Origin of the sequence: Pseudoalteromonas sp. NZS127_1 (assembly GCF_015864295.1) — a bacterium.
Lineage (GTDB): Bacteria > Pseudomonadota > Gammaproteobacteria > Enterobacterales > Alteromonadaceae > Pseudoalteromonas > Pseudoalteromonas arctica.
In genome coordinates, this window is record NZ_JADYXO010000015.1 from 109,260 (window position 1) to 122,398 (window position 13,139).

Consider the following 13,139-nt stretch of genomic DNA (forward strand, 5'->3'; position numbering starts at 1 on the left):
AATTGAACAAATTTCAATCCACAAAGATCAACACGCCCTATGGCTGAATGACTAATTAACCTCTGTTAATTAGTCATCAGTAAAAGTTTAATGTTCAACTTCAATCCAATCTTTTTCATCTACCCAGTTTTGTGCACCGTCTTTTACCGAGCGAATAGGCACAATGTAGTCACAACTTATTTGTGGCTTAACTGAGGCAAATATAGGCACAAAACCAAAGCTTAATGCGGTTTCTATAATTGCTTTTTGATTTTGTGGGTCAATGTCGGCCGCTTCATCTATGTAAATAGGTATACGGTATAGGTTTTGTTCTTGATCGCTTAATAAGTAGCGAATAAATAACATGCCACACAATAACTTAATCGTAATACGTGTGCCGTTTGAGCCGGCTGAGTCTATTTTTTCAAAGTGCTCTGTTTCACCTGCACGGTTAACCACTTCAAATCGAATATCAAATAAATCGGTAAGTGTTAAGCCCGCTTTATCTGAGGCGAGTTTAATTAAGTGATCTTTCGCTTCGTTTACTGCGCTTTCGCTGTACGGTTCTTGGCTAAGTAAATCAAGCGTGTCACCTTGCTCAAACTGATGCGACGTGCTGATAATGGTATCTATACTATCAACCAGCATTTTGCGCGGTATGACGTTAATTTTAAACGCTTGCAGGTTTGAAATACGGTGCTGGCTTATACCTTTATTAAAGCTGTTCATTTCGCGGCGAAGTCGGTCTAAATCTTCTCGCAAGCCTTTAATAGTTGCGGCCACTTCGGTAAGCGCAACGCGTGCTTGGCGTTCAACCGCATCGCGTTCGTTATCAATATTATGAAAGGCGCTTATTAGCTTTTGGTACTTAGTATATTCGTCGTTTTCGTTGTCGAATTTAGTAATACCCGCGTTATATACATGCAAATAGGTGTTGCGCACGTTTATGTCAAAATTACGCAACTCTTGGCAGTCTTTATTAAAGTGATGAACAAGATCGCTTAAGTTATCAAAGTCGACCGTAATATCAATCATGTACGGGGTCACTTTGCCGCTGTATAAATCAAGGGTATGGTCAATTCGCTCACTTTTAACTTGGCGTAAGCGCTCAGTTTGGCGATTAATTTGCTCTTGTTTCGATTTAATTAACGAGCGACGATCGGCAATTGAGCCACTATTTTTTTGAATATCTTGCAGGTAGTCGTCAACTTGTTCGCGCTCAGCTAATAACTGCTCTTTTAGCATGGCTTGCGCTTCAACCGACTGCTGCATTATATCAAACTGTTCTAAGCGTTTTAGGGCGCTCTCTGCGCTCATAAGCTCATCGTATAGCGCGTCTTTTTCTTTTTGCTTGTCGGCAACGTTTGCTGCAACATCGCGCTGTTGCTTAAACTCTTTAAGTGAATGCTCAAGTGCACTGAGCTGAGCGGTTAATTGCTCTTTGTTTTCGCCGCTTTGCATTTGCACAGGCGAGAGCTTTTTAAGCTTAATGCTCGCACCTGGCAGAGTTAGTACACCGCCTTTAACGTTTTCGCTAAGTAGCGATAAAAATTCACCAAACGCATCTTCGTCATCAATGGTTATATCGCCATTAGTGGTGGTTGCAAACGAGAGAATATCTGGGTTTAAAATCCGCGATATTTCTTCTACTTCTTTTAACGAGAGGTCTTCGCGCATACGGGTAAACAAATTAAACTCAAGGTTTTTAAGTTGCAGCTTTAGGCTCTTAATTTGTTTTTGAGTTTCGCTAATGCGGTAGTCAAGCGTATGCAGGCTTTGCCCTTGTGCGCTGGTTATAGAGTGCGAAAGCGACTCGTAATCTTGCTTTAACTGAGTCAGACTGGTTTTAAGCGTGGCTTTATTTACCAGTTCAAATTCGCTTTTAAGCGCATCGTAATCTAAAAACCACTGCTCAATTTGTGTTTGTCTGCGCTCTATGTCGCGCGATTGCTGTACGTATAGGCTTTGCTTTTGCTCAAACTCGTGTTTTTCGTGCTCTATATCTTCAAGCGCTATACCCAGCTCATTAAGTTGCGACTCTTGATAGGTATCAAAATCAATCAGTGCTTGGTCAATTTTAGGTGCATACGCCGCTAATTTACCTTTAAGCACGGTTTGGTTTTCAAGCATTGATTCAAGCGCGGCTATTGGCTCTTGCATTGACTCAAGGGCTTTTAGTTCGCGTTTTGAGCGATTTACTTTATCAAACGAGCGGCGCCATACTTCATAAAAGTCGACCTTAGAGTTCGACATATGGCGTTCAAACACGCGTAGCATAAAGCGTTTTACGTCGCTTGCGCCTAATTTGTGTAAGTTAAGAATACGTCTAAATATTTCTTTATAAATAGAAGAGTCTTGCACATTATTAAGCGGGATCATTTTTAGGTTTATGTCGCCGTCAAAAGGCGTTGCGCCGCCAGTCAATAGCGCGTTTAGCTCTTGTGCTTTAAGCTCAATAGGATTGTAATTAAGCGATTTTAAATGGTTGAACAGCTTGGTAAATTTAATAATAGTTTTACCTTGCGTGTACTGCTCTAAATCAAGCTTTCCTTGATAACAAAAGTACTGATGCGCGTAACCGGCAATTTTACCAAGCCCGGCAACGCCAATCACTACCGAGCCATGAGGCAAGTTAGCTTCTAGTAAAATGTACGACTGATCGGATGAAAAATAAAACTTTCGGGTTTCATCTAAATCGTGTCCGTCCCATTCTGTTAAGCGTAAATCGTTAATAAGTGGAAACTGCAGGGCGTTAATAACCGAGCTTTTACCTGTGTTATTTGGCGCGCAAATAGAGCTGCTTTTATCAAGCGGGATCACACATTTTGCATAGCCTGCGGTGTTAAGTAGGGCGAGTTTACTTAGTCCGTATAGATTTTTCATTCCTCGTCCTCTGTAATATAGGTTTCTTCGTTTACTTCCATGAGTGCATCTATGTAGCGGTGAATTGGCGCTTGTAGCATAAAGCCGCCTTCTACTTCACGGGCTAAACCTAAGCGCACCATGCGCAGGTATACGTCTTTACGCAGGTCCGATCCCGAAAATATCTCAAGCTGATCAAACAAATGTTTGTTAATTTGCACCAGCGTTTGCATAAGTTCTAAATCGTTTACGTCGTCAAACAATGCGCGCATTGGGTCTTTACCCGTATTGGCGTAGTGTTCAATTAAAATGTAAATAGTGAGCGCGATAGCGCGAGATATCTTGCCCATATTTGGTGTGCTTTCGTCGCTACCAAAATAATAAAATCCACGGCTGTCGCGTTTTAAATCGTTACCTAGGGCTGTAAATAGGGCGGTGTAGTCTTCTATGTGTTGGTCAAGCTCTTGCCACATTACGTTGTCTTGCTCGCAAATGTGATAACCCGCTACTAATTTTTTATTAATGGTTTGTAGATGGGTTAGCTCGTCTAAGTTTATGTGTGTCATGGTTTATTTACCTGCCTTTGAATCTGGCTGATGCTCTGAATTAAATGGATATAAAGAAAAGTGCTGACCGGCAATTTTTACGCGGGCTTTTTCATCGCTTTGAATTATTTTAATATCGCTGTCGCTGACTAATTTTTGATACAAAAATAGCATTTCGTCGGCATCGAGATTTGGGTAGCTTTCGTCTAAAAATTGCAGCAAGGGCTGCGGTTTTTTGCGTTTTTTATTAAAGCGCTTAGCAAAGCTGGTTTTAACATCGTTGTAGTCAGGAATATTAGGCGTAACAAATGCAGGCACGTCTTGCTGGTCAGGCAATTGGTATTCTTCGTGTTCAAATTCAACCAAGCTTGCCATGTAAGCCACAATATGGCGTTGCTGACCAAGCGAATATCGCTGTGCGTCGCTCACAAAGTGTGGCTGTACAGCACTTAGCATGTTGTCTACGCCATTTTTACGCACCAGCCCAAGTACTTTGGCTGCTTGGCGAGTAATTAAGTTATTACGGCGCAGCTCTTCGCGCAGTGGCATAAGCATATCGGCACTTTTACGTAAGCTTTCTCTGCCCACTAAATGCATTTCTAATATACGGGTACGTAATTGCTCCAGCATTCGTTTGTCGCTGTAGGCTTTACCCGAGCGTTCAATATGAATAATTTGCTTACTTATTTGCTCTTCAATGAGGGTAAAACACGCATGAAATTCACCACGAATATCAACCATTTCAAGCATGGGCTCTATGTATTCGTCAAACGCTTCTATTACCGCTTTATAACGCTTTTGCAGCGATTGCACCGCATTATTAGATTTAGCTTGTTCAACAATATTTAAAATGGCGTTTTCGTTGTGCGAGTAGAGCTTCATTATTTTACGCACCCGATCATCCATAATGCGGCTAAAGCGGCGTAAGTCGTCAAAGTCTTCTATTTCGCCAGCGTTATCTAGGCGGTTACCTAAGCGTGCTAGGTCGTCTACTAATACGCTAATTTCTTGCGCTAAGCCTAAATGTTCTTCTTGCAGTAAAAACGTAGCAAAGTCGGCAATGGCACGATTTATCTCAAGCTGCGATGATTTAGCCAGTGGAATTAAAATATCTTGGTTTAACAAGCGATTTGTTTCTTTATAAATACGCTCGTTTGACCAAGTAGGCTGTTTTTGTTTAATGGCGTTTTGTACGTCTTTCAGGCTAAAGTCAGCCATTTTAAAACGTTTAAATAATAGCTCTAATACACCCCAATGTTCGGTTATGGTGTTTAGTAGCTTTTTAGCTGGGATCATAAGAGGTTACAACATCCTAGTATTTTATTATTGAGTATTCTGTTCATACTCATTATTACGTATTTTTAATTAACCTTGTCTGTATATAGTATTCGTTTTTAAGACCATTTAATAATAGTTTTTGCATAGAGGCAGTGCTAAAATTCGCGCCGAAAATAGGCACATGAAATGGAATGTTATTTGTGTGTTCTTTAAAACTAAATCAAAGGTTGTTTAACTACCATGGTTTCCTCGATTATTCTAACCCTGATAGCGATTGCATTTTTACTGATCGTTATAGAAGATATAATCCATGTTAATAAAGCTAAAACCACGCTGTTTTTTGGTACGCTTTGCTGGATTCTTCTTTTTATATACCCTCTACATGGGCAAAGCCCCGATACGATTCAACACCTTTTAAACGAAAATATTTTAGAAATTGCCTCGCTATGGCTATTTTTAATGGCTGCAATGACCTTTGTCGCGTATTTAAATTCAAAGGGGTTTATAGAAAATATTGTGCATCGTGTTATGCCAAAAAGTATTAGCGAAAAAAAGCTGATGTTTTTGGTGGGTGGTTTTGCATTTTTGTTTTCGTCGATTTCAGACAACGTAACAGCCACGCTTATATCGCTTGCGGTTGTTATGTCGTTAAAACTTGAACCTAAAAAACTCATTAAATACGCCACGCTTATTGTATTTGGTGTTAACTCAGGCGGGGTATCGTTAATAACCGGTGACGTAACCACACTGATGATATTTTTAGATGGCAAAGTAACCATTGCTCATTTATTACTACTTATAGCGCCAGCACTTGCAAGCGTTATGCTGCTAGCCGCGTTACTGTCTATCGGTATGAAAGGGCGTGTTGAGTTTGCTGGTGCAGGTAAAACCCGCATTGAAAAAACCGACATAACCATTGCTGTTATATTTTTATCTACCGTAGTGAGCACACTTACGCTGAGTGTAATTTACAGCGTACCGCCTTTACTCACCTTTTTGTTTGGCTTATCAGTGATGTTTTTAGTGGCGCAATTTTTAATGCGCAAAAAAGACATCAACAAAGACATAATCGATTTTGTTCGCGATATAGAATACGACACATTACTGTTTTTTGTAGGTGTGCTTTTACTTGTAGGCGCACTTAAAGAAATTGGCATGTTGAGTAAATTTACCGACCTATACACGGTAATGGCACCAGAATACGCAAACTACTTAATGGGCATATTATCAGCCGGGGTCGATAACGTACCACTTACTGCTGCATTATTAAAAGCCGATATAGTAATGAGCCAACAACATTGGTTGTCGTTTACGTATGCAACGGGCGTGGGCGGTTCAATGCTGATCATCGGGTCGGCTGCGGGCATTATTGCCATGAGTAAAGTTAAAGCGCTTACCTTTATGAGCTACTTGCGTTTATCGCTGCATTTATTAATTTGTTACACGGTTGGATATGCGGGCTCGTATTACATGGGCAGTTTTATTTAACTCATAAATTATTAAATGCTTGACAGCTAGACGTCTAAACGATAACTTTCAAAGCCCCGCTACTTAGTGGGGTTTTGTTTTATTAGCCACTGGTTAATAAAGCATTCAGAAGAGGTGCGATACTTAGGTACTTAATGTTAGGCGACGAAAGCCGATGATCATTAAGGAGGGAAGTACTCGCCGAGAAAAACAATGGTACGTCGTTATTGTTTTTCGGTTTATGGGGCTGAATCCTCAAAACTGTCACCAATATAGGTGGAGAGCTTCTGGCAGTGGACTTATCTTCAAGCATTCCTTTGCCAAGTTCTTCTTGTTTTATTGCGATTTGGATATCGCGAAAGGAGACTAAATGACTACCCAATCAGCGACACAAACAGTGCCTCAAACAGAGTTAAGCGCAAAATCAGATTACATCGTTGCCAAATTTGGCGGAACCAGTGTTGCAAACTTTGAAGCGATGAGTCGCTGTAGCGAAATTATTGTTGCAGACAAAAGCGTACGTATTGTTGCCGTGAGCGCTAGTGCCGGCGTAACTAACCACTTAGTTGCACTGTGTAAACCAAGTATTACCTCAAGTGAGCGCCAAGAACACATAAACGGCGTGCTTGCTATTCAACAAACTATTTTAGATGAGTTATCGCTAGATGCCGATTTAGCGGTTGGCTTTAACGAAAGCCTAAAAGCATTTCAAACATTGGCTCAAGAGTCGCTAACAACCGATCAGCAACACGATGAGCTACTGAGCTTTGGTGAGCGTTTATCGTCGTATTTGTTTGCTCAGGTGCTGCGTTTAAATGGCTTAAATGCCGATCGCTTTGATGTGCGCAAGGTACTTAAAACCGACAGCCAATTTGGTAAAGCAACGCCAAATGTTGCAGCCACAGCGCAAGCTGCTAAAGAACATTTAATCCCGTTATTAGATGAGCAGGTAATTGTGACTCAGGGATTTATTGGCAGTGACGAATACGGTCAAACCACAACGCTTGGACGTGGTGGGTCTGATTACAGCGCTGCATTATTAGCGGAAGCAATTAACGCTAAAAGCGTGCATATTTGGACCGACGTAGTGGGTATTTTTAGCACCGACCCGCGTTTGTGCGCAAAAGCGACGCCTATTGCACGTTTAAGTTTTGACGAAGCCGCTGAAATGGCAACCTTTGGCGCAAAAGTATTGCACCCAGCAACTATTTTACCAGCAAGCCGTAGTCACATTAACGTATTTGTGGGTTCTAGTCGCGAGCCTGAGCGTGGCGGTACGTGGATTGAGCGCGAAAAATCGCAGCAACCTGGTATACGCGCAGTAACGCAACGTAAAAACCAAATATTGCTTACGCTTAAAAGCCCAGAAATGCTATTGGCTAGTGGCTTTTTAGCACGCGTATTTACACTATTAAGTGAATACAATATATCGGTAGATTTGGTAACCACATCAGAAATCAGCGTAGCTATAACCCTTGATAACGCGCAAAACGCCTCGCGGCCAGAGCTTGATCAAGAATGCCTAGATAAGCTTGCAGAATTTTGCCATGTGTCGGTAGAAAACAACCTAACATTGGTGGCACTTATTGGCTCTGAGATTCAATTACGCCAACACGAAATGAACTTAATGAGTGTACTAAAAGACTTTAACATTCGATTAATTTGTCACGGTGCTAGTAAGCACAACCTGTGCTTTTTAGTAGAGCAAACTGAGTCAGATAACGTAGTACAGTCTATTCATAGCCGTTTATTAGAAAACGATTTTGCTGCTTAAATAATTTTACTATTAAGAAGCGGTTATTCAGGAAAGCGATTTATTAAAGTTAACTAGTAAAATCAGTTAATAAAGTTACTTAACAAAATCAGTTAATAAAATCATTTAATAAAAAGCATCGCCAGTCGATGCTTTTTTTATGCACCACACTCACATCAAAACAAACATTGCTGTCACTGCTATCAGCTACAGTAACGTGATTGCTGCAAGCACTCAGCTTTGCATTATGTAATTCGTCAAACACATTGGGGCTAAGTAGTTTTGCAATAGGGCGGCTGGTGGCTTTAGCAAGTGACTCTTTTAATGTCCAAATTCTAAAAAACGTATCTGCTTGGGCTTGGGTATTAGTAGGCTTGGTGATAAGTGTAATTTCATCATTATGATAAAAATGCTTAGCAAGCTTTTCAAACGGGCGCTTTAGGCTTACTTTTTCAATATCAAACCCAAACTCGCTTTTATCAAAATTAAGCGCGACGCCAACCAAACCATGCGAGTGCGAAATGCAGGTATTAATAACATCACCACTTACATGTATTTGCAGCTTTGAGCTTGCCTCGTCAAATTCGGTACTCATTTTATTAAGCGCTACGTTCGCATGTTGCGGCTGCGTTATTTTAATAAGGTGTTTTAACAATAACCGCGTCGCTAAATATTCTTGCTTAGCTTGAGGGCTTTTGCGGCGGTTTATAATGGTTAACTCAAATGGGCTTAAGCAATCGGGTAAATTAAAGTCACTAAGCTCAAGTGTTTTAGCATTAAATAATAAAATACTGTTACTCGCTAAAGACAAATTTGCCAATTGAGTTGAAGTAATACTCAAGGCGTTTTTAAAATAGTGTTCAGTCATAAAAGCCCTAAAGCAAAAGAAGTCGCTGATATTGTGAGCGGTTAACGCCACTAATAAAGGCTGGGTACAATTTTATTACTCAGCCGGCATGAAATATGGTTTAATTCACAATAATCAAAATAATAACAGATTTGTAGATGTATGGCACAAGTGCGTGATGGGTTTCAAAGCCGACTTGGTTTTGTTTTAGCCGCTGCTGGCGCAGCAGTGGGTTTGGGTAATATTTGGGGTTTTCCTACGCAAGCGGCCAACCATGGCGGCGGTGCATTTTTACTGGTTTACTTTATTGTTATATTTTTACTTGCGCTCCCTGCGCTGTATACCGAACTTTATTTAGGTCACAAAGCACAAGCTAATCCTGTAAAAGCATTGGGCGATGCATGGCAAAACACTAACCGTAAAGTTGGTGCAGCAGCAGGTTATATAGGCCTTGCAGGCGCAGTTGTTATGCTAAGTTTTTACTCAATAGTGGCAGGGTGGATGCTCTCGTACGCTATTGAACCTATAACAACCTTTTTTGGTTTTACAGGCGCAAGCGAGTTTTTACATAGCGACTCAGTGCTGCGTAATTTTGTATTTACGCCGCTTATGCTTATTTTAACTGCCAGTATTATTTTAAAAGGGGTTAAATCGGGAATCGAAACCTGGTCGCGCCGTTTAATGCCACTGTTGCTCGTATTGCTTGTTGGTTTAATTGCCTACATTGCAACACTTGATGGCGCAAGCGAAGGCTTTGCCGCGTATTTAATTCCTGATTTTAGCCAAATACTCGACCCTAATTTAATTATTGCCGCAATGGGGCAAGCGTTCTTTTCGCTCTCACTAGGTGTGGGCTGTATGATGATTTACGGCTCGTACTTACAGCCAGATGCTAATTTACCAAAGCTCACCGCAGGTGTTGCTTTACTTGATACCAGTGTCGCGTTTTTAGCGGGTTTACTTATTATTCCTGCTATTTATGTGGCGCAGCACAACGGTGTAGAAGTATTTAGTGGCGGTAAACTGATTGGTGAAGGGCAACTTATTTTTGCTATTTTGCCTGCGCTATTTAGCACCATGGGCGAAATTGGTTTATTAGTCGGTTTATTGTTTTTTGTATTAATGTCTATCGCATCGGTTACGTCAACTATATCGACTACTGAAATTCCGGTAGCGTTTTTAGTCGAAAATCACAACGTTAGCCGCACCAAAGCAACGTGGGCAGTAAGCGCTGTTGTACTTGTGTGTGCAAGCGCGATTATATTAAATTTTGATTGGTTATTTGGCTTAGTCATTATGCTATTTACCCAATACCAATTGCCGCTTATGGGCTTGTTTTACTTTATTACGGTAGGTTGGATGTGGCAGCGTGGTAATAAATTACATCAAGCAACAACAGGCGTACATTACTGGTTTGCTCAGTATATTCGTTTTGTTTGCCCAATATTAATGACCTTGGTATTTGCAAACGTCGCGTTTGGCTAAGCTCTATTTAAAGTGAATTTTTAAACAAAAAAGCGAATAGGGCTCACCTTATTCGCTTTTTTTGTACCTGTTATTTAGGTATAGCCAAGAACTTTATAAAACCTCATTAGTTAAAGATTTACCTTCATTTACTTCCAGCGCGTTAAGTAGGGTTGTATTTGCTATTTCGGTGAGTGCTTCTTGGGTAAAAAAGCCCTGATGCCCCGTTACTAAAACATTTTTAAAGCTCACTAAACGCGAAAATATATCGTCTTGGTTTATTTCGTCGCTATGATTTTTAAAAAATAGCTCCGACTCTTGCTCGTATACGTCGAGCCCCAAGTAGCCTAGTTTTTTAGTTTTAAGCGCGCTAATACACGCTTTGCTGTTAAGCAGTGCGCCTCGTGAGGTATTAATAAGCATAACGCCGGTTTTCATTTTGCTAAACGCCTCGTCATTTATTAAATGATGAGTTTGCTCGGTAAGTGGGCAATGCAAAGAAATCACATCGCTTTGGCTAAGCAAGGTGTTTATATCGGTAATAGTATAATTGCCAGGTTGTGCGTAGGGGTCGCACACTAATACTTTAGCGCCAAAGCCATTTAAAATGTTACACAGCGCAAGGCCAATTTTACCGCAGCCCACAATACCCACGGTTTTATTGTGCAAGTTAAAACCGAGTAATCCGTTTAAATCAAAATTATCTTCGCGAACGCGGTTATACGCTTTATGGGTTTTACGGCTAAGCGTTAGCATAAGTGCTATGCAGTGCTCAGCTACTGCTTCTGGGCTGTATGCTGGTACGCGTAATACCTTTAATTTATGTGCTTTTGCTGCAGGTAAATCAACGTTATTAAACCCTGCACAACGCAGCAAAATAGTGTTTATGCCTTGGCTTGCCAGTTGCTCAATAACAGCGGCGTTTACGGTGTCGTTAACAAACACGCATATGGCATCAAACCCGCTTGCTAAAATAGCGGTTTGTTCGCTCAGAGCTTGCTCAAAATACGTTATTTTTATATCACGCTGATCGCGTGTACTTTGTTCAAAAAAAGGCAGTTCGTACTTTTGAGTACTAAAAAAAGCAATGTTCATGGTAATAGCCTCGACGCTTAAGGAGTATTATTTATTACTAATACAATAAACTACTTTATAAACCTGTGCTTTAGTAGTACGCATTTTATTGATTTAAATTAAGCCTTAAGCGGAGCCTTACTTGAGGTAAACAAAGGTATTTTTGAAGATAACTTTTTACCATCTTTAGCTGCGCTTAACTTTGCAGCTTGCAGTAGGTTGCTTTCTATTACTTGTTTAAGTGTTTCGGGCTTAGTGCGCGGTGCATAACGTGCAACAAGTTGCCCTTGTGAGTTAATTAAAAACTTAGTGAAATTCCACTTAATAGCACGGTTTTGCGAAATACCCCGCGTATGCGATTTTAAATAATTAAACAACGGATGTGTTTCCGGCCCGTTTACCATTACCTTACCAAATACCTCAAACGAGGTATTAAATTGCTCTTGGTAAAAGTCTTTAATGGCTAAATTATCAAGCGGCTCATTTTGGCCAAACTGGTTACACGGAAACGCAAGTACAGTAAAACCATGGCCTTTGTATTGCTGATAGAGCTTTTCGAGCGCGTTTAATTGCACCGAAAAATTACACTTACACGCTGTATTAACAATAAGTACGGTTTTGCCCTGTAACTGGCTAAGAGAAAAATTTTCGCTGTTAAAAAGTGGTGCATTAAATTGATAAATACTGTCCATAGGTTACCTACTTACCTTTCCCGCTTAAGGAAATTTTATAAAGATTTTCATTCGCTTTTTTATCGACCGGTTGACATAATCGAGGTCTAGTTTCTAAGTTATCAGTTTAATAGGTCATTTTTATGTCAATGAAAGTCGCATTTATAGGTTTAGGCGTAATGGGTTACCCAATGGCGGGGCATTTAGCAAAAGCAGGGCATAGCGTATGCGTTTATAACCGCACTCAAGCTAAAGCACAAACGTGGACTGCAGAACATTCAGGAAGCTTTGCACCAACCCCGCGCGAAGCTGCCAGCAATGCCGACATCGTATTTATGTGTGTTGGTAACGATGACGACTTACGCTCAGTAGTCTATGGCGACGATGGCGTGTTAGCAGGCATGTTACCGCACACTGTTTTGGTTGATCACACCACAACCTCAGCTGAAGTAGCTCGCGAAGTTGCAGCAAAAGCGACTCTGCAAAACGTCGACTTTATAGATGCACCGGTATCGGGCGGACAAGCTGGCGCCGAAAATGGCGTATTAACGGTTATGGCGGGTGGCAGTGAAGCTGTATTTGCTAAAGTGCAGCCAGTTATGGCGGCGTTTAGTCGTTTTAGCCAACTGTTAGGCGGCGTTGGCTCGGGACAACTTTGTAAAATGGTTAATCAAATTTGTATTGCTGGTGTAGTGCAAGGTTTAGCCGAAGGCTTACATTTTGCCAAGCAAGCTGGGCTTGATGGTGAAAAAGTTATAGAAACCATTTCTAAAGGTGCAGCCGGTTCGTGGCAAATGGAAAACCGCTACAAAACAATGTGGGCAGGTGAATATGAGTTTGGTTTTGCCGTAGATTGGATGCGTAAAGATTTAGGCATCGCACTCGATGAAGCTAAAAACAACGGCGCTACTTTACCAATGACCGCAACGGTCGATCAATACTACGCCGATGTACAAGCACTCGGCGGCGGCAGATACGACACCTCAAGTTTACTAGCACGCATTGAAGCGCTGCATAAAAAGTAACGCTGTAGACGCGAAGCTTGCTTGCGTGACGGGCAAAGCCCGTAAAGTAATTTATTCACAAAGAGGTTTAGAGGCGCTGCGCTTTTAGAGGCAGTAACCCCCTGTGTCAGGATAGTTGTCGCCTCTAACTTTTAATAGAGGCAGATAAAATGAGACGTCGATTTACACAAGAAT

General features: G+C 41.1%; 10 protein-coding genes and 1 riboswitch. Of the genes, 4 read left to right on the forward strand and 6 right to left on the reverse strand.

All coding sequences use genetic code 11. The annotated features are described in order from the left end of the window. Positions 1-87: 87 nt before the first annotated feature. From I6F50_RS14050 to I6F50_RS14060, 3 genes are read right to left on the reverse strand one after another with little or no spacing between them, the layout of a single operon-like run. A complete protein-coding gene (locus I6F50_RS14050) occupies positions 88-2,862 on the reverse strand; it encodes an ATPase (protein ID WP_197140113.1) in 2,775 nt (924 codons plus the stop codon). Continuing rightward, the gene (locus I6F50_RS14055; RefSeq protein ID WP_165728258.1) at positions 2,859-3,407 is read right to left on the reverse strand and encodes a hypothetical protein; all 549 of its coding nucleotides are present in this window, start codon (positions 3,405-3,407) and stop codon (positions 2,859-2,861) included. The genes I6F50_RS14050 and I6F50_RS14055 overlap by 4 nt, the downstream gene beginning before the upstream one ends. A 3-nt stretch (positions 3,408-3,410) precedes the next feature. Continuing rightward, a complete protein-coding gene (locus I6F50_RS14060; RefSeq protein ID WP_197176518.1) occupies positions 3,411-4,682 on the reverse strand; it encodes a hypothetical protein in 1,272 nt (423 codons plus the stop codon). 222 nt (positions 4,683-4,904) lie between these two features. On the opposite strand from I6F50_RS14060, the gene nhaD reads away from it, so the two are divergent. Then, the gene (gene nhaD / locus I6F50_RS14065; RefSeq protein ID WP_197161002.1) at positions 4,905-6,152 is read left to right on the forward strand and encodes a sodium:proton antiporter NhaD; all 1,248 of its coding nucleotides are present in this window, start codon (positions 4,905-4,907) and stop codon (positions 6,150-6,152) included. Between the two features lie 101 nt (positions 6,153-6,253). Then, positions 6,254-6,426, forward strand: a riboswitch (Lysine riboswitch). A 75-nt stretch (positions 6,427-6,501) separates the two neighbouring features. Then, the gene (gene lysC / locus I6F50_RS14070; RefSeq protein WP_197176520.1) at positions 6,502-7,905 is read left to right on the forward strand and encodes a lysine-sensitive aspartokinase 3; all 1,404 of its coding nucleotides are present in this window, start codon (positions 6,502-6,504) and stop codon (positions 7,903-7,905) included. Positions 7,906-7,993: 88 nt separating this feature from the next. On the opposite strand, the gene I6F50_RS14075 is transcribed toward lysC, so the two are convergent. After that, positions 7,994-8,752 carry a 4'-phosphopantetheinyl transferase superfamily protein gene (locus I6F50_RS14075; RefSeq protein ID WP_197176522.1) on the reverse strand — a complete coding sequence of 253 codons (759 nt, stop codon included), beginning with the start codon at positions 8,750-8,752 and terminating at the stop codon, positions 7,994-7,996. A 141-nt stretch (positions 8,753-8,893) separates the two neighbouring features. Between I6F50_RS14075 and I6F50_RS14080 the strand changes: the two genes are divergently transcribed. Next, positions 8,894-10,216, forward strand: coding sequence for a sodium-dependent transporter (locus I6F50_RS14080; RefSeq protein WP_197161008.1), 1,323 nt, complete (start codon positions 8,894-8,896; stop codon positions 10,214-10,216). Between the two features lie 93 nt (positions 10,217-10,309). Here the strand turns inward: I6F50_RS14080 and I6F50_RS14085 are convergent, their stop codons facing one another. Together I6F50_RS14085 and I6F50_RS14090 are read right to left on the reverse strand one after the other, a co-directional pair. Then, positions 10,310-11,290, reverse strand: a complete 981-nt coding sequence (locus I6F50_RS14085; RefSeq protein WP_197176524.1) for a 2-hydroxyacid dehydrogenase — start codon at positions 11,288-11,290, stop codon at positions 10,310-10,312. A 98-nt stretch (positions 11,291-11,388) separates the two neighbouring features. Then, entirely contained in the window at positions 11,389-11,961 is a 573-nt protein-coding gene (locus I6F50_RS14090; RefSeq protein ID WP_197176526.1) for a glutathione peroxidase, read from the reverse strand. A gap of 122 nt (positions 11,962-12,083) precedes the next feature. Between I6F50_RS14090 and I6F50_RS14095 the strand changes: the two genes are divergently transcribed. Then, entirely contained in the window at positions 12,084-12,965 is an 882-nt protein-coding gene (locus I6F50_RS14095) for an NAD(P)-dependent oxidoreductase (protein WP_197176528.1), read from the forward strand. The last annotated feature ends 174 nt before the right edge of the window (positions 12,966-13,139 follow it).

Bases quoted from the DNA above. Each gene is read 5' to 3' on its own strand.
- lysC (WP_197176520.1), top strand. From the start codon at position 6,502: ATGACTACCCAATCAGCGACACAAACAGTGCCTCAAACAGAGTTAAGC.
- I6F50_RS14085 (WP_197176524.1), bottom strand. From the start codon at position 11,290: ATGAACATTGCTTTTTTTAGTACTCAAAAGTACGAACTGCCTTTTTTT.
- I6F50_RS14090 (WP_197176526.1), bottom strand. From the start codon at position 11,961: ATGGACAGTATTTATCAATTTAATGCACCACTTTTTAACAGCGAAAAT.
- I6F50_RS14060 (WP_197176518.1), bottom strand. From the start codon at position 4,682: ATGATCCCAGCTAAAAAGCTACTAAACACCATAACCGAACATTGGGGT.
- I6F50_RS14055 (WP_165728258.1), bottom strand. From the start codon at position 3,407: ATGACACACATAAACTTAGACGAGCTAACCCATCTACAAACCATTAAT.
- I6F50_RS14075 (WP_197176522.1), bottom strand. From the start codon at position 8,752: ATGACTGAACACTATTTTAAAAACGCCTTGAGTATTACTTCAACTCAA.
- nhaD (WP_197161002.1), top strand. From the start codon at position 4,905: ATGGTTTCCTCGATTATTCTAACCCTGATAGCGATTGCATTTTTACTG.
- I6F50_RS14095 (WP_197176528.1), top strand. From the start codon at position 12,084: ATGTCAATGAAAGTCGCATTTATAGGTTTAGGCGTAATGGGTTACCCA.
- I6F50_RS14050 (WP_197140113.1), bottom strand. From the start codon at position 2,862: ATGAAAAATCTATACGGACTAAGTAAACTCGCCCTACTTAACACCGCA.
- I6F50_RS14080 (WP_197161008.1), top strand. From the start codon at position 8,894: ATGGCACAAGTGCGTGATGGGTTTCAAAGCCGACTTGGTTTTGTTTTA.